At 72.8% G+C, this 20,283-nt stretch carries 20 protein-coding genes; 8 read left to right on the top strand and 12 right to left on the bottom strand.

What is annotated here, in order from left to right; genetic code table 11:
* Positions 1-25: 25 nt before the first annotated feature.
* Positions 26-1,678, bottom strand: a complete 1,653-nt coding sequence (locus AB0J53_RS11260; protein WP_364171088.1) for an ABC transporter ATP-binding protein — start codon at positions 1,676-1,678, stop codon at positions 26-28.
* Positions 1,675-3,303: an ABC transporter ATP-binding protein gene (locus AB0J53_RS11255; RefSeq protein WP_364171086.1), complete on the bottom strand. Its 1,629-nt coding sequence runs from the start codon at positions 3,301-3,303 to the stop codon at positions 1,675-1,677. The genes AB0J53_RS11260 and AB0J53_RS11255 overlap by 4 nt, the downstream gene beginning before the upstream one ends.
* Before the next feature lie 116 nt (positions 3,304-3,419).
* On the opposite strand from AB0J53_RS11255, the gene AB0J53_RS11250 reads away from it, so the two are divergent.
* From AB0J53_RS11250 to AB0J53_RS11235, 4 genes are read left to right on the top strand one after another with little or no spacing between them, the layout of a single operon-like run.
* The gene (locus tag AB0J53_RS11250; RefSeq protein WP_364171084.1) at positions 3,420-4,427 is read left to right on the top strand and encodes an ABC transporter substrate-binding protein; all 1,008 of its coding nucleotides are present in this window, start codon (positions 3,420-3,422) and stop codon (positions 4,425-4,427) included.
* A complete protein-coding gene (locus tag AB0J53_RS11245) occupies positions 4,424-5,404 on the top strand; it encodes an iron ABC transporter permease (RefSeq protein WP_219504144.1) in 981 nt (326 codons plus the stop codon). The genes AB0J53_RS11250 and AB0J53_RS11245 overlap by 4 nt, the downstream gene beginning before the upstream one ends.
* Positions 5,401-6,369, top strand: a complete 969-nt coding sequence (locus tag AB0J53_RS11240; protein WP_364171082.1) for an iron chelate uptake ABC transporter family permease subunit — start codon at positions 5,401-5,403, stop codon at positions 6,367-6,369. The genes AB0J53_RS11245 and AB0J53_RS11240 overlap by 4 nt, the downstream gene beginning before the upstream one ends.
* Entirely contained in the window at positions 6,366-7,139 is a 774-nt protein-coding gene (locus AB0J53_RS11235) for an ABC transporter ATP-binding protein (RefSeq protein ID WP_364171080.1), read from the top strand. Before AB0J53_RS11240 ends, AB0J53_RS11235 begins: the two co-directional genes overlap by 4 nt.
* A gap of 22 nt (positions 7,140-7,161) precedes the next feature.
* On the opposite strand, the gene AB0J53_RS11230 is transcribed toward AB0J53_RS11235, so the two are convergent.
* Positions 7,162-7,512, bottom strand: a complete 351-nt coding sequence (locus tag AB0J53_RS11230) for a metalloregulator ArsR/SmtB family transcription factor (RefSeq protein WP_219504152.1) — start codon at positions 7,510-7,512, stop codon at positions 7,162-7,164.
* Between the two features lie 144 nt (positions 7,513-7,656).
* Between AB0J53_RS11230 and AB0J53_RS11225 the strand changes: the two genes are divergently transcribed.
* The gene (locus AB0J53_RS11225; RefSeq protein ID WP_364171975.1) at positions 7,657-9,531 is read left to right on the top strand and encodes a heavy metal translocating P-type ATPase; all 1,875 of its coding nucleotides are present in this window, start codon (positions 7,657-7,659) and stop codon (positions 9,529-9,531) included.
* 84 nt (positions 9,532-9,615) lie between these two features.
* Here the strand turns inward: AB0J53_RS11225 and AB0J53_RS11220 are convergent, their stop codons facing one another.
* A complete protein-coding gene (locus AB0J53_RS11220) occupies positions 9,616-11,709 on the bottom strand; it encodes a hypothetical protein (protein WP_364171078.1) in 2,094 nt (697 codons plus the stop codon).
* A gap of 379 nt (positions 11,710-12,088) precedes the next feature.
* On the opposite strand from AB0J53_RS11220, the gene AB0J53_RS11215 reads away from it, so the two are divergent.
* The gene (locus AB0J53_RS11215) at positions 12,089-12,796 is read left to right on the top strand and encodes a sulfotransferase family protein (RefSeq protein WP_364171076.1); all 708 of its coding nucleotides are present in this window, start codon (positions 12,089-12,091) and stop codon (positions 12,794-12,796) included.
* A 1-nt stretch (position 12,797) separates the two neighbouring features.
* Here AB0J53_RS11215 and AB0J53_RS11210 read toward each other — a convergent pair whose 3' ends face one another.
* Genes AB0J53_RS11210 through AB0J53_RS11200 form a run of 3 tightly spaced genes read right to left on the bottom strand, consistent with a single transcriptional unit; the run spans position 12,798 to position 14,653 of the window.
* The gene (locus AB0J53_RS11210; RefSeq protein WP_364171074.1) at positions 12,798-13,412 is read right to left on the bottom strand and encodes an NAD(P)H-dependent oxidoreductase; all 615 of its coding nucleotides are present in this window, start codon (positions 13,410-13,412) and stop codon (positions 12,798-12,800) included.
* A gap of 36 nt (positions 13,413-13,448) precedes the next feature.
* Positions 13,449-13,880 carry a nucleoside deaminase gene (locus AB0J53_RS11205; RefSeq protein WP_364171072.1) on the bottom strand — a complete coding sequence of 144 codons (432 nt, stop codon included), beginning with the start codon at positions 13,878-13,880 and terminating at the stop codon, positions 13,449-13,451.
* Positions 13,877-14,653 (bottom strand): LLM class flavin-dependent oxidoreductase, encoded by a 777-nt coding sequence (locus AB0J53_RS11200; RefSeq protein ID WP_364171070.1) that lies wholly within the window; start codon positions 14,651-14,653, stop codon positions 13,877-13,879. The genes AB0J53_RS11205 and AB0J53_RS11200 overlap by 4 nt, the downstream gene beginning before the upstream one ends.
* A 106-nt stretch (positions 14,654-14,759) precedes the next feature.
* Between AB0J53_RS11200 and AB0J53_RS11195 the strand changes: the two genes are divergently transcribed.
* Positions 14,760-15,206, top strand: coding sequence for an Lrp/AsnC family transcriptional regulator (locus tag AB0J53_RS11195; RefSeq protein ID WP_219504158.1), 447 nt, complete (start codon positions 14,760-14,762; stop codon positions 15,204-15,206).
* Here the strand turns inward: AB0J53_RS11195 and AB0J53_RS11190 are convergent.
* Positions 15,182-15,667, bottom strand: coding sequence for a MarR family transcriptional regulator (locus tag AB0J53_RS11190; protein ID WP_364171067.1), 486 nt, complete (start codon positions 15,665-15,667; stop codon positions 15,182-15,184). The two genes, AB0J53_RS11195 and AB0J53_RS11190, sit on opposite strands and share 25 nt — an antisense overlap.
* Before the next feature lie 76 nt (positions 15,668-15,743).
* On the bottom strand, positions 15,744-16,772 hold the full coding sequence (locus tag AB0J53_RS11185) for a histidine kinase (RefSeq protein ID WP_364171065.1): 1,029 nt from the start codon (positions 16,770-16,772) through the stop codon (positions 15,744-15,746).
* Between the two features lie 121 nt (positions 16,773-16,893).
* Between AB0J53_RS11185 and AB0J53_RS11180 the strand changes: the two genes are divergently transcribed.
* The gene (locus AB0J53_RS11180) at positions 16,894-17,889 is read left to right on the top strand and encodes a hypothetical protein (protein ID WP_364171063.1); all 996 of its coding nucleotides are present in this window, start codon (positions 16,894-16,896) and stop codon (positions 17,887-17,889) included.
* Here AB0J53_RS11180 and AB0J53_RS11175 read toward each other — a convergent pair.
* The 3 genes from AB0J53_RS11175 to AB0J53_RS11165 form a co-directional block, all read right to left on the bottom strand.
* Positions 17,864-18,658, bottom strand: coding sequence for an SGNH/GDSL hydrolase family protein (locus AB0J53_RS11175; RefSeq protein ID WP_219504166.1), 795 nt, complete (start codon positions 18,656-18,658; stop codon positions 17,864-17,866). The two genes, AB0J53_RS11180 and AB0J53_RS11175, sit on opposite strands and share 26 nt — an antisense overlap.
* Positions 18,655-19,215: a PadR family transcriptional regulator gene (locus AB0J53_RS11170; protein WP_357582995.1), complete on the bottom strand. Its 561-nt coding sequence runs from the start codon at positions 19,213-19,215 to the stop codon at positions 18,655-18,657. The genes AB0J53_RS11175 and AB0J53_RS11170 overlap by 4 nt, the downstream gene beginning before the upstream one ends.
* A gap of 41 nt (positions 19,216-19,256) precedes the next feature.
* A partial coding sequence (locus tag AB0J53_RS11165) for a tetratricopeptide repeat protein (protein ID WP_364171060.1) occupies positions 19,257-20,283 on the bottom strand: 1,027 nt, incomplete at its 5' end.

Raw genomic sequence — 20,283 nt, 5'->3', positions numbered from 1 at the left:
TCGAAGGTCGTTTCTTCTTCCACGGCTATCGGGCGAACAGCTGGGACAGCCTCTCGCTGAGCTGGTCGTAGGGGCCTTCGGCGGCGACGCGTCCCTCCTCCAGCAGCACGATGTGGTCGGCTTCCCGGATGGTGGAGAGCCGGTGGGCGATGACGAGCGTGGCCCGGCCCGCGGCGGCTCGCCGGAGCGCCTCGGTGAGGCGGGCCTCGTTCTCCGGGTCGAGGTTGGCCACCGCCTCGTCCAGGACGAGCACCGGGGCCCGCGTGGCCAGCGCCCGGGCGACCGCCACCCGGGCGCGCTGGCCGCCGGAGAGCGTGACGCCCCGTTCCCCGACGGGAAGCTCCGGGTCGACGGCAAGCTGGGCGGTGCGCAGCGCCCCGGCCACGTCGGCGTCGGGCGCGCCGAGTCGCACGTTCTGCCCGACCGTGCCGGCGAACAGGTGCACGTCCTGGGGCACCACCGTGACGTGCCGGTGCGGCTCGGCGATGTTCGGCAGGGGCACGCCGCCGACCAGGATGCGCCCGTCGTCCGGGTCCCAGTGGCGCAGCAGCAGTGACACGCAGGTGGACTTGCCCGCCCCCGACGCGCCGACCAGGGCGACGGTCGTGCCGTACGGGATGCGGAACGACACTCCGCGCAGCACGTCGGGCCCGTCGGGCGTGTAGCGGAACCGTACGTTCTCGAAGACCACGTCCGGCCGGGCGGCGACCTCGCGCGGCTCCTGCGGCGGGGGCACGTTGGCGGGTGCGGTGACCAGCGTGTGCACCCGGTCGGCGGCCGCGCGCAGCGTGCCGTACTCCTTGAGCAGCAGCGCCACCTGGGCGGCCGGGCCCAGCGAGCTGGCGGCGAGGATCATGGCGAGCGGGGCGTCGGCGGGGGTCCGGATGACGGTGACGACCAGGAGCAGCGTCCCCGCCGCCGCGACGGCGAGGAGCAGGTCGGTGAGCGCCGCCTCCAGCCCGCCGCGGGCCGCGTTCGCCGCCTGGGCGCGGGCCAGCCGGCGGGTCCTGCGGGCCAGCAGGTCCCTGCGGCGGTCGAGCGCGCGGAAGGCGGTGAGCTCGCGCATGCCCTGGACGGTGTCGACCACGTCGGACGTCAGCTCGGCGGTGGCTGCCCGCAGTTCGTCGCCGTGCCTGCGGGAGGTCTTGCGCAGCCACAGCGGCACGGCGAGCACGCACGCGGCCAGCGGGAGCGAGACGGCCAGGAGCAGGGGGTCGATCATCGCCGCGGCCACGGTCCCGGCCGTCAGCACCGTGCCCGCCGTGATGAGCTGCGCCAGGGTGTGCGCGAACAGCCATTCCAGGGTCTCGATGTCCGACAGCGCGGCGGAGGACAGGTCGCCGCTGCGGCGGCCCAGCAGGCGGGCGGGGGTGATCCTGGCGACCGCGTCGTACACCTGACCCCGGAGCCTGGCCAGCACCAGGTACGCCAGGTCGTGCGCGACGTAGGTCTCCCACCAGGCGGCCAGCGTGGCGACCACGACGAGCCCGCCGAGCACGGCGCCGGCCAGGTCGAGGGGCGCGCTCTGACCGGAGATCGCCCGGCCGGCCAGCCAGGCGCCGGTCACGGCCGCGCCGAGCACGGCGAGCTGCCCGATCAGGTTCGCGGCCAGGGTGGAGAGGAAGGCCCGGCGGTGCGCGCCGACGGCGCCGGCGAGCCAGCGGATGGACGGGGTCATACCACGCTCTCCAGGATGGTGCCGTTCTCCAGGGTGACCACGTGGTCGGCCTGCCGGATGGTGTCGGGACGGTGGGCGATCATCAGGCAGGTGCGGCCCTCGCGCACCTGCGCCAGGGCCTGCTCGGTACGCGCGTCCACGTGTGAGGTGGCCTCGTCGAGCACCAGGACCGGGGCGTCGGCCAGCAGGGCCCGCGCGATGGCCAGGCGCTGCCGCTGCCCGCCCGACAGCGTCGCCCCGCGCTCCCCCAGCGGCGTGTCGTAACCGGCGGGCAGTTCGGTGATGAAGTCGTGGGCGGCGGCCGTCCTGGCGGCGGCGACCAGTTCCTCGTCGGTGGCGTCGGGCCTGGCCAGGCGCAGGTTCTCGGCCACGGTGCCGTGGAAGAGGTACGTTTCCTGCGCCACGACGGCGACGCCGCGGCGCAGCGCGTCGAGGGTGAGGTCGCGTATGTCGACCCCGCCGATGCTGATCCGCCCCTGGTCGGGGTCGTGGTGCCGCTGGAGCAGGGCGGCCAGCGTGCTCTTGCCCGCGCCGGACGGGCCGACCAGGGCGACGGTGCGGCCGGGCTCGACGGTGAGGCCGACGCCACGGAGGGCGGGGCGTCTGGCGCCCGGATAGGTGAAGCTGACGTCCTCGAACGTGACGGCGGGCGGCGCGGGGAAGTCCCGCCGCGTCCCCCGGTCCTCGACGGCCGGGGAGGCGGCCAGCAGCGCCTCGATGCCGTCGACCGCCGTTATCCCGAGATATCCGGCGTGCCAGGCGTCGGAGAGGTTCCTCACCGGCCGAAAGCACTCGACGGCGATCACCAGCACCGCGAACACCTCCCACGCGCTGCCCGAGGCCGTCGCGGCGAGGACGGCCGCAGCCGTGCCCGCCTGCACGAAGAACGCGCTGATCCCGGTCTCCACGAGGGAGATCCTGAGCTGGCGCATGGTGGTCAGGTAGAGGTCGTGGGCCCGCCCGGCCAGCCGCGCCCCCAGGGCGGCGACCGCCCCGAACGCCCGCAGCGTCGCCATGCCCTGCATCGCCTCCAGGTAGTCCGAGGCCAGCGCGGCGAACGCGGCCCACCGGCCACGCCCCCGGCGCAGCAGGGTCGCGTCCCAGAACCTGGGCACGACCAGGACCCCGGCCACGGCGACGGCCAGGACCGCGGCGGCTGCCGCGTCGACCGTGAACAGCCAGCCGACCAGCGCCACCGGCACGCAGAAGGTGACCACGACCTGCGGAAGGTAGCGGCTGAAGTACGGGTCGAGCCCTTCCACGCCGTCGACCAGCGTGGTCTGCACGTTCCCGGTGCGGGCGCCGGACAGGTGCGCGGGACCCAGCCTGCCCAGGTGGACGATGAGCCGGTCGCGCAGCCTGGCCTTGATCAGCCCGCCCGCCCACACGGTCACCGCCTCCCTGGCCCACAGGAGTGCCGCCCGCGCCGCGATCACCGCGAAGGTCCAGGCCAGCAGGCCCACCGCGGCCGGGACGTCCCCGCGGACGAGGGCTGCCAGAGCGGCGGTGAGCAGGACCGCCTGGGTCACGTACGCGGCGCTGACCGCCAGACCGAGGGCCACGCAGGCCGCGATCGGCCCTCTCACGCTGCCGGCCAGCTGCAGCAGCCGGCGATGAACGATCACGCGCTGTCCTTCCGGGTCCCTTGAGGCACGTTGTGCCGACTTGATGGGAAGCGAGCGTAAATGATAACTATTTTCATCGTCTAGAGACGACAATGATTTTCACTCCTGGAGGTTCCATGCGCCGCGGCGCTTTCTCCCTCGGCCGGCATCGCGCCCGGCCCGCGCTGAGGCGCTCACTCCTCGCCCTGATCCCGCTCGTCCTGGTGGCGTCCTGCGGTCAGAGCGACCCCCGTCCAGGCGCCACGGCGTCCCCCAAGGCCACCGCCGCCGCCCCGGTCGCCCCGGTCAGCGCCGCCCTGACCGTCACCGACCCGCACGGCGGGACGTTCACGCTGAAGAAGAAGCCCGAGCGCGTCGTGTGCCTGACCGGGCTGTGCGACGACGCCCTGGTCGAGCTGGGCCTGACCCCCGTGGCCACGACCACGCCCGCCCTGCTCTCCCGCTCTGACTACCTGGGCGCGAAGGGCGCCGGCGTCCCCGTCATCCCCGGCAGCTTCGGCGGCGAGGACGTCGCGAAGATCGCCGAGGCGAAGCCGGACCTGGTGATCGGCCTGGCCGGGGTGCACGACCAGCTCAGGACCGCCGTGGAGAAGTTCGCGCCGCTGTGGGTGGTCCAGGTGAAGTCGTACGACGACTCCATCGGCTACCTGCGCGCGCTCGCCCAGCTCACCGACCGCGGGCGGCAGCAGGCCGAGGCCGAGAGCCGCTTCCGCGCCAAGCTCACCGAGGGAGCCGCCCGGGCCAAGGCGGCGGGGCTGGACCTGACGCCGGTCCTGGCGATGTACGGGGGCACCTCGGTAGGCGTCAACACCACCGAGGACGTACTGGGGCATTTCCTGTCGCAGTTCTTCGCCTACCCCTGGCCCAGCAAGGGCGGCGGCTTCGAGACCGCGCAGGCCTACAGCATCGAGGAGATCCTGGCCAAGGCCCCTCAGGTCATCTTCATCCAGTCGTTCGGCACCAAGGTCAGCGACCACTACAAGGACAACCCGGTGTGGAAGCGCGTTCCCGCCGTGTCGGCCGGCCGGGTGTTCGAGGTGCCGACCGAGTTGTGGGCGTCCGGCCGGGGCACCAGGGCGTTCGGGATCATCCTCGACGAGGCGCTCGCCAAGGCCGCCGGGTGAGCGCTGCGCTCGGCGGACGCCCGGCGATCGTCACCGGGCTCGGCCTCGCCGTCGCGGCGCTGGCCGGCCTCTGCCTGGGCACGCCGTTCGTGGCCCCGCAGGACCTGCTCACGACGTCCCCGGAGTCGATCGCGCACCTCGTGGTCTGGGAGCTGCGTGTGCCCCGCGTGCTGATCGGCCTGGTGGGCGGCGCGGCGATCGGCGCCGCCGGGCTCCTGCTCCAGGAGTCGCTGCGGAACCCGCTCGCCGTGCCCGAGATGCTCGGCGTCTCGACCGGGGCCGCGCTGGCGGTCAGCGTGTGCGTGATCTGGGCGCTGCCCGTGCCGCCGTCGCTGTACCCGCTGGCGGGCCTGCTCGGCGCCGCGCTCGGCGGGCTCGTCACGCTGGCCGCGGCCAGGTCGGGCCGCAGCGCGGGCGGCGTCCTGCTGATCGGCGCGGCGGTGTCGACCGGCATCCAGGCGCTGCTGCTGGCCGTGATGGCCACCGCCGACCGGCTCCAGTACGACATGCTCTTCCGCTATCTCGTCGGCAGCCTGTCCGGCCTGATGTGGGAGCAGACCTCGGAGACGCTGCCGTGGTTCGCCGTCGCGCTTCCCCTTGTCGTGCTGTGCGTGCCCGCGCTCGGCCTGCTGCGTCTCGGTGACGACGCGGCCGCCTCGCTCGGCAGCCGGGTCGGCCTCGCCCGGCTCGGGGTGCTCGCGGTGTCGACCCTGCTGATCGGGGCGGTGACGGGGCCGTGCGGCCCGATCGCCTGGGTCGGGTTCCTGGCACCGGTGCTGGCCAGGCGGTTGCGCCCGCACGCGGGAGCCCGGGGCTGGCTCCCGTGGTCGGCCGCGCTCGGGGCGCTGATCACCTTGACGGCCGACCTGGCCGCGCGGCTGGCGTTCGACCCGGTGGAGACTCCGCTCGGGGCGTGGACGGCGCTGGCCGGCGTGCTGGCCGGAGCCGCCCTGCTGCGCAGGCGGGCGGCCTCATGACGACGAGGCCCGCGCGGTTCGCCGTGGCGGCGGCCCTGCTGCTGGTGGTCGCGGCCACGCACCTGCTCGTCTCCGGCCAGCCGCCCGGCGCGATCTCCGGCCTGCTCGACGGGGCCGCCGACAGCCAGGCCGAGAAGATCGTGTGGGAGCTCGGCGTGCCCAGGCTGCTCACCGCCCTGCTCACCGGCGCCGCCCTGGGCGTCGCCGGGTACGTGCTCCAGGCGACGCTGCGCAACGCGCTGGCCGCGCCCGAGTTCTCCGGCGTGAACCCCGGCGCGGTGCTCGGCATCCTCGGCGGGCTCACGCTCGGCCTGTTCCCCGCCGACTCCGCCGCGGGGGCGCTGCTCGCCGCCCTGGCCGGAGGCGCGCTGGGCGGCGGGCTCACCTGGCTGCTGTCGGCCGGCCGCGACCCGGCCAACCTGGTGGTGCACGGCCTGCTCGGCAGTGCGCTGCTGGCCGGGCTGACCACGATGCTGCTGGCCTACCAGCCGAGCAGGTTCGGCAACGCGCTGCGCTGGCTGATCGGCTCGGTGGAGGGACGGGTGTGGGAGCACCTGGCCTTCGCCTCCTGGTGGATCGCCGGGGGCGTCGCCGTGGCGTGGGCCTGCTCGGGCCTGCTGGCCGTCCTGTCACCCGGTGACGACCACGCCGCCTCGCTCGGCCTGCGTCCCGGCCTCGGCCGGGCCGTCGCGCTCACCGTGGCCATCGCCCTGACCGCTGGCGCGGCCAGCCTTTCGGGGGCGATCGCGTTCGTCGGCCTGGCCGCTCCGCACGTCGCGCGCAGGCTGGGCGGGCGCGTCCCCACCGTCGCCGTCGTCGGCGCCGTCGCCCTCGCGGGCGCCGACAGCCTCGCCCAGCTCGCCGGGCACCTCCTCGACGGCACGCACCGGCTCGGCGTCCCGACCGGCGTGATCACCGCCCTGGCCGGCGCCGCCGTCCTGATCAGACTGGGAAGATCGCAATGAGCATCAAGGTCGAGGACCTGCACTTCTCGTACGCCACCCGCCCCGTCCTGACCGGCGTCGACCTCACCGTCGAGCCCGGCGAGTTCGTGGCCCTGGTCGGCGTCAACGGCTGCGGCAAGAGCACGCTGCTGCGCCTGATCGCGGGCCTGGTCAAACCGTCGTCCGGCCGCATCCTGCTCGGCGGCGCGGAGCTGACGTCGCTGTCGCGCCGGCAGGTGGCCCAGCGGCTCGCGGTGCTGCACCAGAGCCTGCCGCCCGTGCCCGCGCTGACCGTCCGCCAGCTCGTCCGCCAGGGCCGCTACCCCCACCAGGGGCCGCTCGGCCTGCTGCGGGAGTCGGACTCCATGGACGAGGCGCTGGAGCTGGCCGGGGTCGCCCATCTCGCCGACCGCGTCCTCGACACGCTGTCCGGCGGCGAACGCCAGCGCGTCCGGCTGGCGCTCGCCGTGGCCCAGGACACCGGCATCCTGCTCCTGGACGAGCCGACCGCCCATCTGGACATCCGCCATCAGCTGGAGGTCCTCGAACTCGTCCGCACCCTGCGCGAGATCCGCGGGCTCACCGTCGTGACCGTCCTGCACGAGCTGGACCATGCGGCCCGCTTCGCCGAACGCGTCGTCGCGCTCCACCAGGGCCGGGTTCACGCCGACGGCGAGCCGGCACACGTGATCACGCCGGAGCTCCTGGCCGACGTGTTCGGCGTGGCCGGACGAGTGGTCACGGACGAGCTGCACGGCTCGCCCCGCTGCCTGCTCGACGCCGCCCTCTGACCGCCGCCCTGGCCGGGGTCCGCTACTCCTCGCGTACCAGCTCGTGGTCCTCGCCGCGGTCGATCCGGTCGGCGTGATAGAGGCCCTGGGCGAGCAGGCGGCGTACGTGCTCGTCGGCGGCGGTGTAGTAGACGAACGTGCCTTCCCTGCGTCCCTTGACCAGGCCGGCCAGGCGGAGCTTGGCCAGGTGCTGGCTGACGGCGGTGGGGGCGGCGTCGGCGAGCTCGGCCAGGCAGGCGACCGACGACTCGCCCTGGAGGAGCGCCCACAGGATCTTGATGCGGGTGGGGTCCGACAGCAGCCGGAACGACTCGGCCGCCAGGTGCACCTGCTCTTCGGACGGCATGTCGAAGCCGGACAGCGACGTGTGCATGGTCTCAGCCTAGCCACAGCCCGCCCTGCTTGCCTGTCTGCGTATATACGCATATACGATGGCGCGGTGATTACCGATTCGAGCGCCGTCCAGGCCGCCGCCCCCGCCCCCGGGCATCGGCGCGTCACGCCGTGGAGCGCCGGCATGTGGACGCTGCCGGAAGTGCGCTGGGCCGCCCTCGCCGTCGCGCTGTTCGCCGCCGGCGGCCTCTGCCAGCTGGCCGGGGCGCCCCCGTGGCTGTGGTGGACCCTGTACCTGACCTGCTACGCCGCCGGCGGCTGGGAGCCCGGGCTGGCGGGGCTGCGGGCGTTGCGCGAGCCCCGGCTGGACGTGGACCTGCTCATGGTCGCCGCGGCGATCGGCGCCGCCGCGATCGGGCAGATCTTCGACGGCGCGCTCCTCATCGTCATCTTCGCCACCTCCGGCGCGCTGGAGGCGGTCGCCACCAAGCGCACCGAGGACTCCGTACGCAGCCTGCTCGACCTGGCCCCCACCACGGCCAGCCGCCTCACCGAGGAAGGCGGCGAGGAGACCGTCCCCACCGAGCGGCTCGCGATCGGCGACGTGATCCTGGTCCGGCCCGGCGAGCGCGTCGGCGCCGACGGGCGCGTGCTCGGCGGGACCGGCGAGGTCGACCAGGCCACCATCACCGGAGAACCGCTGCCCGTGACCAAACAGGCGGGGGACGAGGTGTTCGCCGGCACCCTCAACGGCAGCGGCGCCCTGCGCGTACGGGTCGAACGGGACCCGGCGGACTCGGTGATCGCCCGCATCGTGGCCATGGTGGAAGAGGCGTCGAGGACCAAGGCGCCGACCCAGCTGTTCCTCGAGAAGATCGAACAGCGCTACTCCATCGGCATGGTCGTCGCCACGGTGGCGCTGTTCGCGCTGCCGCTCATGTTCGGCGCCGACCTGGAGCCGACCCTGCTGCGCGCGATGACGTTCATGATCGTCGCATCGCCGTGCGCCGTGGTGCTGGCGACCATGCCGCCGCTGCTGTCGGCGATCGCCAACGCCGGGCGGCACGGCGTACTGATCAAGTCCGCGGTCGTCATGGAACGCCTGGGCCAGGTCGACGCCGTCGCGCTGGACAAGACCGGCACCCTCACCGAAGGCGCCCCGCAGGTCGCCGACATCCGCCCGGTCGCCGGCCTGTCCGCCGACGAGGTGCTCGCCCTGGCCGCCGCGGCCGAACACCCCAGCGAACACCCCCTCGGCCGCGCCGTCACCGACGCCGCCCGCGAACGCGGCCTCGACGTGGCCAGAGCCGAGCACTTCGCCTCCACCCCCGGCCTCGGCGTGACCGCCACGGTCGGCGGCGCCCAGATCACGGTCGGCAGCCCCGACCGCCTGCCGCACGGGCCGGGCGTGCCGGACACCGCCGACCTGAGAGCCCAGGGCCGTACCACCGTCCTGGTCACCCGCGACGGCGAGCCGATCGGGCTGCTCGGCATCACCGACCGCCTCCGGCCCGACGCCGCCGCCACCGTCGCCTCGCTCACCGCCCTCACCGGCAGCGCCCCCGTCCTGGTCACCGGCGACAACGCCCGCGCCGCCGCCCACGTGGCCGGCCAGGTCGGCATCACCGACGTACGCGCCGGGCTGCTCCCCCAGGACAAGGTCGGCGTCGTACGTCAACTGCAGGACACCGGCCGCAAGGTGCTCGTCGTCGGCGACGGCGTCAACGACGCTCCCGCGCTGGCCGCCGCCCACAGCGGCATCGCCATGGGCCGCGCCGGCTCGGACCTCGCCCTGGAGACCGCCGACGCCGTGGTGGTACGGGACGAGCTCGCCGCCATCCCCGCCGCGGTGGCCCTCTCCCGCCAGGCCAGGCGCCTCATCGTCCAGAACCTGGTCATCGCCGGCGCCTTCATCACCGGCCTGGTCATCTGGGACCTCACGGGCGACCTGCCGCTGCCGCTCGGGGTGGCCGGACACGAGGGCTCGACGGTCATCGTCGGCCTGAACGGCCTGCGCCTGCTGCGCGAAAAAGCCTGGCTCCAGGCACGGAACAGCTGACCCTGACGTGGCTGGTAGAGGCCGCGCCAACACCCACGGAGCAGTCCTCGAGTTGGCCTGCACCTCGCCTGCTGACGACGCTGCTCATGCCGGCTCGGGCGCTGCTCCGTACGGCACCAGGCTCGACTCATCGGCGTCGATGCTGCCCTCCCCGGTCATGCCAGGGTCGGTCGCGGTGACCGCCATCCTGGCGATCCGGCGTGCGGCTTCATTGTCGGCCAGCCTGCATATCGTGAGCTTCGAGCTCAGGCTGTCACGCAGATCGTCCTTGACCGCCGCAAGGGGCACATCCCTTTGAAGCCAGGTGACCTTGCGTGCTTGCCGGAAGTCGTCGGACTCGTACGGAAGGTGCTCGTAGGGCCCGGTGACTTCCCCGATGGCGATGTGCCCAAGGCGTGATTCGAGCGGCATGACCACCAGGTCTCCGGGTTGGATCTCCGTGGCGAATCTCCACAGCAGTCCCACCTGGGCGGCTATGCCATCAGCAGTGGCCGTCGGAAAGATCCTGCCCAGGGCATCGGCCAGCTCGTCGCGGGTTGAATAGCGGCTGAGGTCGCCGACCTCCTGCCAGCCGATGACGATCCAACCCTCCTCCAACGCTCTTGCCTCACGTTCCCCGTCGCGGCCTCCGCGCACCATCCACGCTCGGGGCGAAGTGTCTGCTGCCAGCAGATCGTTCAGACCTCGAAGGATGATCTCGGTGGCGTCCGGCCGTGCCAGGGCAGCCGGTATCGAGGACGGCCTCTTCGCGTAATTGGCAGCGGCGAGCTGCGCCGGCAGCCTCGCCCATCCGGGGAGTACGGAGAGGGCATGGGCGAGTCGATCCAGGCGGTCCACCGACACGCCCCTGTTGCGCATCCATTCGAAGTTGATGGACAGCACGGACTTGCTCACGCCCGTGTAAATGCTCCACATCGCCGCCTCGTCCGGGCCGGTGCTGAACCAGGCGGTGACGGACGGGTGGACGCCTTCCCCGAAATAGTAGCCTCGGAAGGCCGGATGACCTTCCGCGTGCCGGTACACAGCGAGAAGCGTGTCGGCCACATCGGGCGGACAGTACTCGTCGAGCGCGTGGAGAAGACTCTCCTCGTTCCATTTGGACATGGCCCTGACCACACCTCTGCGGTTCGCATCAGCCTGGACCGGAGCAGCTCCCAGCGAGCCGGCCTCGGCCGGGGGGACACTGTGATCCGTGGTCGCAGGCAGGTCACCGAGCGCCTGGAGTATCGCGATCGCCACCGATTCGAGTACATCGATGGTGTGCTCGGCCTCCAACGCGGTGATTCTCTTTTTGCTGTGGAGGCTGTTCGGGTCATGGTCAGCAGTGTGCGCGATGTTGTTCCGGCGCCTGGCGATCTCCGTGAGCTGCGTTCGGATCTCGTCGGCCGCAATGGGCTTGCTCGGGTCCTGGTCAGTCAGCTTGTCGGCGACCACCTTCCACAGCTTGATCTTGCTGACATGAGAGAAGCCCTCTGCGATCTTGTCCGGGTGCTGAAACGTCTTGAACTCGAAGAACTGCTCCAGTGCAACGCGGAACGCGTCTTCCAACGGCTCGGCGTTACGGTGCACCTTCTCCACCAGCTCGACCGGCATGGACAGCTTGTTGAAATTGTTCGGACGCGGGGCACCAGGCCGTAGCGCCAGCGCCACCGCACGATCGATGAGCTCCTGTGTAACCCAGTGGTCGAGGGCTGCGACCGCCTGAGTCCAGGCCGCCCGGTAAAGATCGGTGACGTCGAAGGCGCCGACGCCCAGCCTTTCCAGGTTGCGGCCGCCGTGCACGAGTTGTCGGGCGTAACCGAGATTGCGCTGGTATTGCTCGAAGGCGCTCGGGAAATCTCCCGGCCTGAAGAGTCGCCGTTCACGGTACTGGCGTTGCAGCTCCTGGTAGACGGCGACACCTGGAAACTCTTCCAGCGCCTTGATGCCGCTGCTGGTGATCGACCAGCCGTTTCGCTTGGACATCCATCCCAGGGACGCGGCCTCGCCCGTGCGAAAGCTCACCTGAGTCCACCAGCGGATCTCGCCATGGGCATCCGGGCGCTGCTGATCGCGCGGTATGTCAACGCGCCTGGAAACCGCCTCGCGCACAGCACTGGGTTGCATCGGGCTCTCAGCCTCGCGCAGCACCTCCAGAGCAGCACGGAAGATCGGCATAATTTCCTCGGCGAAGGACATACGGCACACCTCTCTTTGTTCAGTTGTCAGCCTCGGCTCAGTGGGGCTACGCCCTTTCCCCAGGACAAAGAGTCCCCTGACAGGGTACGGCTACCGCACATCATGGAGAGCTGGTAGTGCCATAAATCTGTGCCGCATGCCCAACCAGAGACCCCGGGTGAGCGAGCGGACATAAATGCTTAAATAGCAATACGTACGATTTTTGGACGAAAGGTAATAGGGAGTCGAAAGCGCCAACGGCGCGAGACGAGACAGAGGCGCACCTCCATTGGAGGGCTTTCGGGGGCCAGCGGACCAACCGGTGGTTTTTGGGGGATTGCCAGGTTCGGGATTGCACCACCATGATCGGGACCAGCCGACACCTCATGGAGGAAGCAGCATGCTGACCGTGATCGGCGCGGGGTTCCCGCGCACCGGTACGAGTTCGATGAAGGCGGCACTGGAGCGGCTCGGGTTCGGGCCGTGCCATCACATGTTCGACGTGGGGTCGAACTCCGACCGGGCCAAGCGGTGGGCGCCTCTGGCCGGCCACGACACGGTCCCGGACTGGGAGTACGTGCTGGAGGGGTTCCGGTCGTCGGTGGACTGGCCGGCCTCGTTCTTCTGGAGGGAGCTGGCGGAGGCGTACCCGGAGGCCAAGGTGGTTCTCACGGTCCGCGACCCGCAGTCCTGGTTCGCGAGCATGCGGACGCTCATCGACAACGGGCCGGCGCGTTTACAGAGCGAGAAGCTGGCGCCCGAGATGGCCGGTCTTGTGGAGAACATGATGACCACGCGCCCGCTGCTCGAGCGGATGATCCGGGAGGGGCTGGGCAGTGACAGCCCCTTCGGCGTGGTCCCGGACGAGAAGGAGACCATCGCGGCGTTCGAGCGGCACATCGTCACGGTGCGGGAGAGCCTGCCGGCGGAGCGGCTGCTGGTGTTCGACGTGCGGGAGGGATGGGAGCCGCTCTGCCGGTTCCTGGGCGTGGACGTCCCCGAGGGGGAGCCGTTCCCGCACCTGAACGACAGCAAGATGATGGAGGAGTCCATCGAGCGGCTGATGAAGGGCGAGAAGGTCGGGCTGCCGTTCCACCCTGTGGAGTGAGCTAGGCGGGGGCGTCGAGCAGGGCGGCGGCGAGCTCGCGGGCTTCGCGCAGCCAGGCGTCCCGCTGCGGTCCGTCGGAGCCGGTCACCGTGCGGAAGACCTTGCGGCGTACGTCCACGACGCCGACGTAGGGCAGCACGCAGGCTGCCCAGATGCGCTCCAGCGGGTCGCCGAACTCGTCGCGTTCGCGGTCGGCCGGGGTGTCGGAGGTGTTGAGCACCAGTGCCCGCCCGGCCTTGAGCAGCCCGGCGGGTTCGCCGTCGGCGGTGCCGAGCTTGTAGGCGACCCCGGGGACGAGGACGCGCTGCACCCATCCGGCCAGTATCGCGGGCGGCATGCCCCACCAGTTGGGGTGTACGAACACCACGGCGTCCAGTTCGGCGACCTCGGTCCGGTGGGCCTGGACGAGGTCGTCGGCGGACGGGGCGCCGTCGGCCACGGTCTCGGTCTCGGCGGCGGCCAGCGCCGGGGCGAAGCCCTCCGCGTACAGGTCGTGCGCGCGGACGTCGGCGCCCCGGCCGCGCAGTTCGTCCACTACGGCGTCGAAGAGGGCGCCGTTGAAGCTGGCGGGCCTCGGGTGGGCGAGGTAGACGCCGATGCGCATGCGCGAACCCATTCAGATGTGGCTATTGGAGGGAAAAGTCTCCCACAGCTAGCGCCGGTAGTACGTCTCGATGGGGACGCGGGCCGCTTCGAACAGCGCCGGGCCGTCCTGCTGGACCTCCGGCCAGCCCGAGCCGGGGTTGAGCTCGGCGAGCTGTTCGGTGGACAGCGCGTAGACGACGCGGCCCAGCCCGGAGCGGACGATGCCGCCGGTGCACATGCCGCAGGGCTGGCAGCTCGTGTACATGGTGGTGCGGGCGGCGGTGTCGGCGTCGAGCTCGCGGGCCGCCCAGCGGGCGAGCTTGAGCTCCGGGTGGGCGCTGATGTCGTTGTCGCGCCGCACGGTGTTGTGCGCCTCGACCAGGATCTCGCCGCCTGGCCCCGCGAGCAGGGAGCCGTACGGGGCGTCGCCCAGGGTGACGGCGTGGGCCGCGAGGTCGATGGCGCGGCGCAGCAGCTTCTCGTCGGCGGCGGTGATCATGTGCGGTTCCTCCAGTGGGTGGCGACGGCGGTGAGCGCCCGCCACGCCGGCTGCGGGCTGCGGGTCTCCTCGGGGTCGCCGTGGTACGGGTCGAGCACGACGCTGGTGGCGCCGAGCTGCCGGAGCCGGTCGAGGTCGTCGAGGATCTGCTCCAGCGTGCCGACGCCGGCGAGGCGTTCCGGGTCGTCGACGGGCGTGGTCGTCAGCCGCAGGGCGATGCGGGGGACGAAGCCCGGCAGGGTGTGCCCGGCCACGACCGAGGCCATCCAGGGCAGGGTGCCGCGCAGCGGGTGCCAGGGGTAGCCGTTCTTGACGGCCCGCCGGATGCCCACCTCGCTGTTGCCGCCGACCCAGACGGTGTGCCCGGCGTCGCGCAGCGTGGCCAGGTAGTCGTCGGTCAGCCTGCCGCGTTCGGCGAACGGCACGCCGAGCGCCTCGAACTCCTGCCGCGCCCAGCCGACGCCCACGCCGAGCACGAGCCTGCCCCCGCTGAGCTGGTTCAGGTTGGTGGCCATCCGCGACACCAGGAGCGGATGCCGGTAGGGCAGGATGAGCACGGTGGTGCCCAGCTTGACCGTGGTGGTGAGTCCGGCCAGCCAGGACAGCGTGGTGAACGGCTCGTAGAACGGCTCCGGGTAGCGCACGGCGACGTCCGGGGTGATCGTCACGTGGTCGGACATCATGAGGAGGTCGAAGCCGAGCCCTTCCACGATGCGCGCCCATTCGCGCAGCACGCCCGGATCGGTGCCGGGCCCGAAGTTCGGTACGTTCACCCCAAGTTCCATAAAAATGAGGCTATAGCGGTCACCAGCGCCATTGGAACCGACTTCTCCCGGCTATTCACCCCTAAGCCCGGGAATTTACCGATAGATTCTTCATATGGCCGCGAAGCTTGACGAGGTCGACTGGGCGATCATCACCCAGCTCCAGCAGGAAGCCCGCATCTCACTGAGCGAGCTGGGCCGGCGCGTCAACCTCAGCCCGTCGGCCACCACCGAACGGGTGCGCCAGCTTGAGGCGCAGGGCGTCATCACCGGCTATCACGCCGCGGTCGACCTGGACAAGGTCGGCTACCCGGTGCTCGCCCTGGTCCGGCTGAAGTATCCGGGCAACCGCCACCAGCCCCTGCGCCAGTTGCTCGCCGACCGGCGCGAGATCCTGGAGTGCCTGCGCACGACCGGCGACGACTGCTACACGCTCAAGGTGGCCGCGACCTCCATGAGCCATCTGGAGGCGCTCATGGACGAGCTGGCCGGCCTCGGCAGCACGACCACGAGCATCGTCTACAGCCGGCCCCTGCCCTACCGCGGCCCCGACCGTCCCTGACCGAGCAGGTCGCCCAGGGACGCGAGAGCGGAGGCCAGGCCGGGGTCGGCCCCGCCGGCCTCCGCCAGCGCGGCGCTCAGCGTCTCCTCGTAGGTACGGCTCGCCTCGGTGTGACGCACCCGGCCGCTCTCGGTGATGACCGTGTAGACGCCGCGCTTGTCGTCGGGGCACAGGTCCCGGTACGTGAACTCCGCCGCGTTCAGCCGGGCGACCAGCCGGGTGACGGAGCTCTGGTTGAGCCCGAGCTTGTCGGCGAGCTCCTGCATGCGCAGCTCGCTGTCGGGCGCGGCGGCCAGGTGGCCGAGCGCGCGATACTCCGACAGGCCGATGCCGTGCCGCCGCTGCAACGCGGTGCCGAGCCTGGCCTCCACCCGGGCGTGCAGCAGCAGCAGATGGTTCCAGGTCGCGGCGAGCTCCGCCACCGACGGGTCCGCTGGGGCGTTGGGGGCTGCGGGTGTCATCGACCCCTCCTTGTGCTGGTTTCTCGGCCGCTGGACAGAAATATACATGCACATACATAATTCTGGCCAGTCCGGGCTACAGCGGCAGCCACGCGGTCAGCGACCACCCGTCCGGCACGGCCCGCGAGACCAGCTCGCCGCCCTGCGCCTCGACCAGCGCGGCCAGCCCCGGCAGGCCCGCCCCGCCGGTCCGCCCGCTCCGCGACGGCGTCACGCCGTCGTTGGTCATCGTGATCTCCAGCCGCCCGTCCGCCACGCTCACGTCCAGGTCGACGCGCCCCGCCCGCGCGGCGTGCCGCCGCACGTTGGTGAGCCCTTCGACCACGATCCGGTACGCCAGCGCCGCGCTGGCGGCCGGGACCGGGAGCGCCGGGTCCATGCGCAGGCGGACCCGGGCGGGACCGGCGGCGGAGAAGCGCTCGGCCGCCTCGCGGATGTCCTCCAGGCCGCCGGCTGAGGTCGCGGGCCGGTCGTGGTGCAGCATGTCGAGCGTGCGGTCCAGCATCGACAGGGCGCGCTGCCCCGCCGCCTCGACGCGTTCGAGCGCCCGTGCCGGGTCGCCCGTCACCCTGCCCGCCTGGGCGTGGGCCACCATCTCGCTGATGTCGTGGGCGAGGAAGTCGTGCAGGTCCCCGGCCAGCCGCAGCCGGAGCGCGGTGCGGGTGTCGTCGATGGCGCGGCGCTGCCGTACGCCGAGAAGGCGCAGGTAGCCGCCCAGGCCGGCGGCGAGGAGCGCGCCCAGCCCCCAGAACGCGCACGCGCCCACCGCCTCCAGCGGCGAGGCCGGCTGGAGGAAGCGCAGCAGCCAGGTGGCCGCGGCCAGGCCCGCCGCGGGCGCCGCCACCGCGGCGCGGCGGGCGGGCGCGTCCCGGACGATCAGCCCGGCCAGCACCATGAACGCCAGGCTCTCGGCCATCCCCAGGGCGGCGGCGGGCTGCGCGGACGGCACGACGCCGTACAGCTGGGCCAGCGTGACGGCCAGCGAGACCACCGCCGCCACGCACGTCAGCTCCGGCAGCCGCGCGGCGAGCGGCGTCCGCGACAGCGCCACCAGCGCCACGGGGAGCAGCAGCGACGCCGACACGGCGATCCACAGGAGAGTCACCGCACCGACGATACGGCCGCCGGGAGACCCGGCCGCAGGTGCCGTTCGGCACGGGCGCGGGTGGCCGAGGGTGCCGAACGGCATCTGGTCCGCGCCGTCGCCGCGCCGCGACGCTGAACACATGAAATCCTTCACTCCTGCCTGGCGCGCCCATGCGACGGCGCTGTGGGCGCTCGCCTACGGCGGGCTCGGCGCGGCGTGGGCGCTCGGGCTGCCCGGCTACCCGTGGGGCGCCTCCGACCCCGACCCCGACGGGGCGCTGTCCCTCCTGGCCGGGACGACACCGCGATTCGGGTGGTGGATCGCCGCGTTCGCCCTGCTCACCGCGGTGACGGCGGAGGCGCTGACCCGCCGGGGCGATCGGCGGGCGCCGCTGCTCCTGGCCTGGCCGATCGCCGCGATCCTGGTCCTGGTGATCCCCGACTCGCGGCTGATGATGGGCGTCGCGTACACGCCGCTGCTGCTGGTCGCCCCCGTCTTCGGCTGGAGCCTGGGCGGCGCCACCTTCGCCGACGCCTGGCCGTGGCCGGTGCTCAACCAGCTCGTCTGCGTGCTCGGCGGGCTGCTGCTGGCCGCCGCGGCGCTCGCGTACGGCCGTGACCGAGGGCGGGCGCGCTGGTTCACTCCCGAGCGGGGGCGCACGGCGGTGTACGTGGCCGCGGCCGTGCCTCTCGTGTACTGCGTCACCCGGTGGGCGTGGGCGCTGGGCATCCCGCTCGGCGTGGGCCCGGAGTTCCTGGCCGAGGGCGAGGACGGGCTGTGGCTGGCGGGAGCCTACCTGGCGACGTTCGGCGCGCTCGGCGGCGTGCTCACGCTCGGGCTGACCCAGCGCTGGGGGGAGGTCTTCCCCAGGTGGATCCCCGGGCTGCGCGGCAGGCGGGTGCCGCCTCTGCTGGCGGTCATCCCCGCCGGATTCGTCTCGATCATCGTGACCGTGGCGGGGCTGTCCTACGTCCGGTGGACGGTCGCGGGCCGGTTCTCGCTGGAGGAGTGGGGCGCCTGGCTGCCGGAGTGCTTCTGGCCGGTCTGGGGCGCCGCCCTGGCCACCGCCACCGTCTCCTACCACCTGCGGCGGCGCGACGGCACGCGGGTCAGGACGGGCGAGCCGGCGGCGTAGGCGTCGCCCAGGGCAGGAGTTCCGGGCGTTTGGCGGTGCGGCCGTCGCCGGAGGACCTGCCGCGCAGGCGGCGGCCGATCCACGGGCCCGCGAACGTGGCCAGCCAGCGCGCCTCCGCCGCCGCGACCCGCAACGGGCCCGGCGCGGGCAGGGCGGGCAGGGGCCGCATCCAGGCGTCGTCGCTGCCGGGCAGCCCCAGCGTGTGGGCCATGGCGGCGGCGATGCGGGCGTGGCCGGCCGGACTGGCGTGCAGGCGGTCGACGCACCACATGCGGGCGTCCGTGACGAACTCCAGCGGGAACGTGTCGACCACCGCGACCCCGTGCCGGGCGGCGGCCTCGCGGATGCGGGCGTTGAGGTCGAGCACGCGGGGCCGGAACCGCCTGGCCATCGGCGCGATCTTGCCGATGTCGGGGAAGGTCACGGTGACCACGTGCGCGCCCGCCCCGGTGAGCGCGGCGAACATCGCCTCCAGGTCGGCCACCACCCGGCCGGCCTCGAAGCCGGGCCGGATGAGGTCGTTCATGCCCGCCATGACCGTGGCCAGGTCGGGGCGGAGCGCCAGCGCGACGGGAAGCTGCTCGGCGCGGATCTGCCCGGCCAGCCGGCCCCGGACGGCGAGGTTGGCGTAGTGGAGCCCGGGTTCGGCGGCGGCCAGGTGCTCGGCGAGGCGGTCGGCCCAGCCCCGGTGGCCGTTGACGTCGTCGCCGTCGCCCAGCCCCTCGGTCTGGCTGTCGCCGAGCGCGACGTAGCGCGTGTAGGTGGTCATGGCGTCTCCACTCGTGCGGCCAGGGTCAGCGCGGTGTCGCGGCACCAGTCGCGCATCTCGCGTTCGAAACGGCAGCCGGCCAGGCCGGACAGGTAGGGGCCGATGTGCTCGCCCTCGCGCAGGAACGTCTCCTCGTCCAGGTCGCCGCGCAGGCCGGCCAGGAGCTGCTCGAAGATCTCCAACTTGGCCACGGCCTCCCGCTCCCGCTCGCGGAGCTGCTCGATCAGCGGGGCCGGGTCGAGCAGGTCCGCGGCGTGCACCTTGACGACCAGCTCGTCGCGGAGCAGCAGGGGCTTGGCCGGCCGGGCGGCGAAGGCGGCCAGCTCGGCGAGCCCGGCCTCGGTGACCTTGAAGACGCGCTTGTTGGGGCGGCCGGTCTGGACGACCTCGCGGCCGGTGACCAGGCCGTCGGCCTCCAGCTTGGCCAGCTCGGCGTAGAGCTGCTGCGGGGCGGCGTACCAGAAGTTGGAGACGCCGATGTCGAAGATCTTGGTGAGCTGGTAGCCGCTGTATTCGCCGTCGAGCAGCGCCGCCAGCACCGCGTGTCGGAGCGCCACGGCTCAGCCGTACTCATGAAGGCGACTAGTCATGGATATGACTATAACCCGAGCGCGGCCCGGGAGCGGGCGATCTGCTCGCGGGCGCGGGCCGACCAGATCAGCTCGCGGTGCGCGCTCAGCACGGTGTGGCAGGTGGTGAAGTGGGCCAGCGCGGCCCGCTCGTCCCCCTGACGGCGGCGCACGTCGCCCAGCGTGTAGGCGGTCAGCGCCTCCCCCAGCTCGTCACCGGCGCGGGCGCACATCTCGGCGCACTCGGCGAGCATGCGCTCGGCGGAACCGAAGTGCCCCAGCGCGCCCTCGGCCTCGGCCAGCCGGCGCAGCGCGATCCGCTCGCCGTTGTTCCAGCGCAGCTCACGGCTGAGGTCGAGGCTCGCCCGGTAGTGGCCGACGGCCTCCTCGGTCCGGCCCGTCTCGTGGCAGGCGACGCCCAGCGAGCGCAGGAACCGGGCGCGGTGGACGGCGCTCTCCCCGGCGGCCAGGCCCAGCGCCCGCCGGGAGGTAGCCGCGGCCTCGTCGTAGCGGCCCAGGTAGAGCTGCACCACGGCGACCTCGGTCCACGCGGTCAGCAGCCCGTTCGCGTCGCCGAGCGCGCGGAACCGGCCCGCCGCCCGGACCGCGGTGTCCAGCGCTGCCTCCAGGTCGTCGACCAGCGAGGCGGCGACGCCCAGCAGCGCGTAGGCGGCCGAGTGCTGGTCCCCCGCCCGCTCGCTGCGCGCCAGCAGCCCGCGGAACTCCGCGCCCACGGCATGGGCGCGGCCCCGGTCCATCTCGGCGTCGGCGCGCACCAGCCGCAGGCGCGTCTCGGCCGCGTCGTCGCCCGCCGCCCCGGCCGCCCCGACGGCAGCGTCCAGCATGGTCACGGCGTCCTCGTGGAAGCCGCGTACGACGAGGAAGGGTGCCAGGGCGTGGGCGAGGCCGGCCGCGGCGGACGCCAGCCCGGCGCGGGCCGCGGCGGCGACCAGCGCGACGAGCAGGCCCTGGACTGGCTGGAGGTCGGCCAGGGAGACAAGCTGCTGGTGGCGGGTGCGGCGGGAGCCGTCGGCGGGCTCGCCGTGCAGCTCGCGG

This window comes from Nonomuraea sp. NPDC049725 (assembly GCF_040674795.1).
Taxonomy (GTDB): Bacteria; Actinomycetota; Actinomycetes; order Streptosporangiales; family Streptosporangiaceae; genus Nonomuraea; species Nonomuraea ceibae.
The sequence above is the reverse complement of the archived record's forward strand: the minus strand, read 5'-3'. Positions and strand labels throughout refer to the sequence as shown.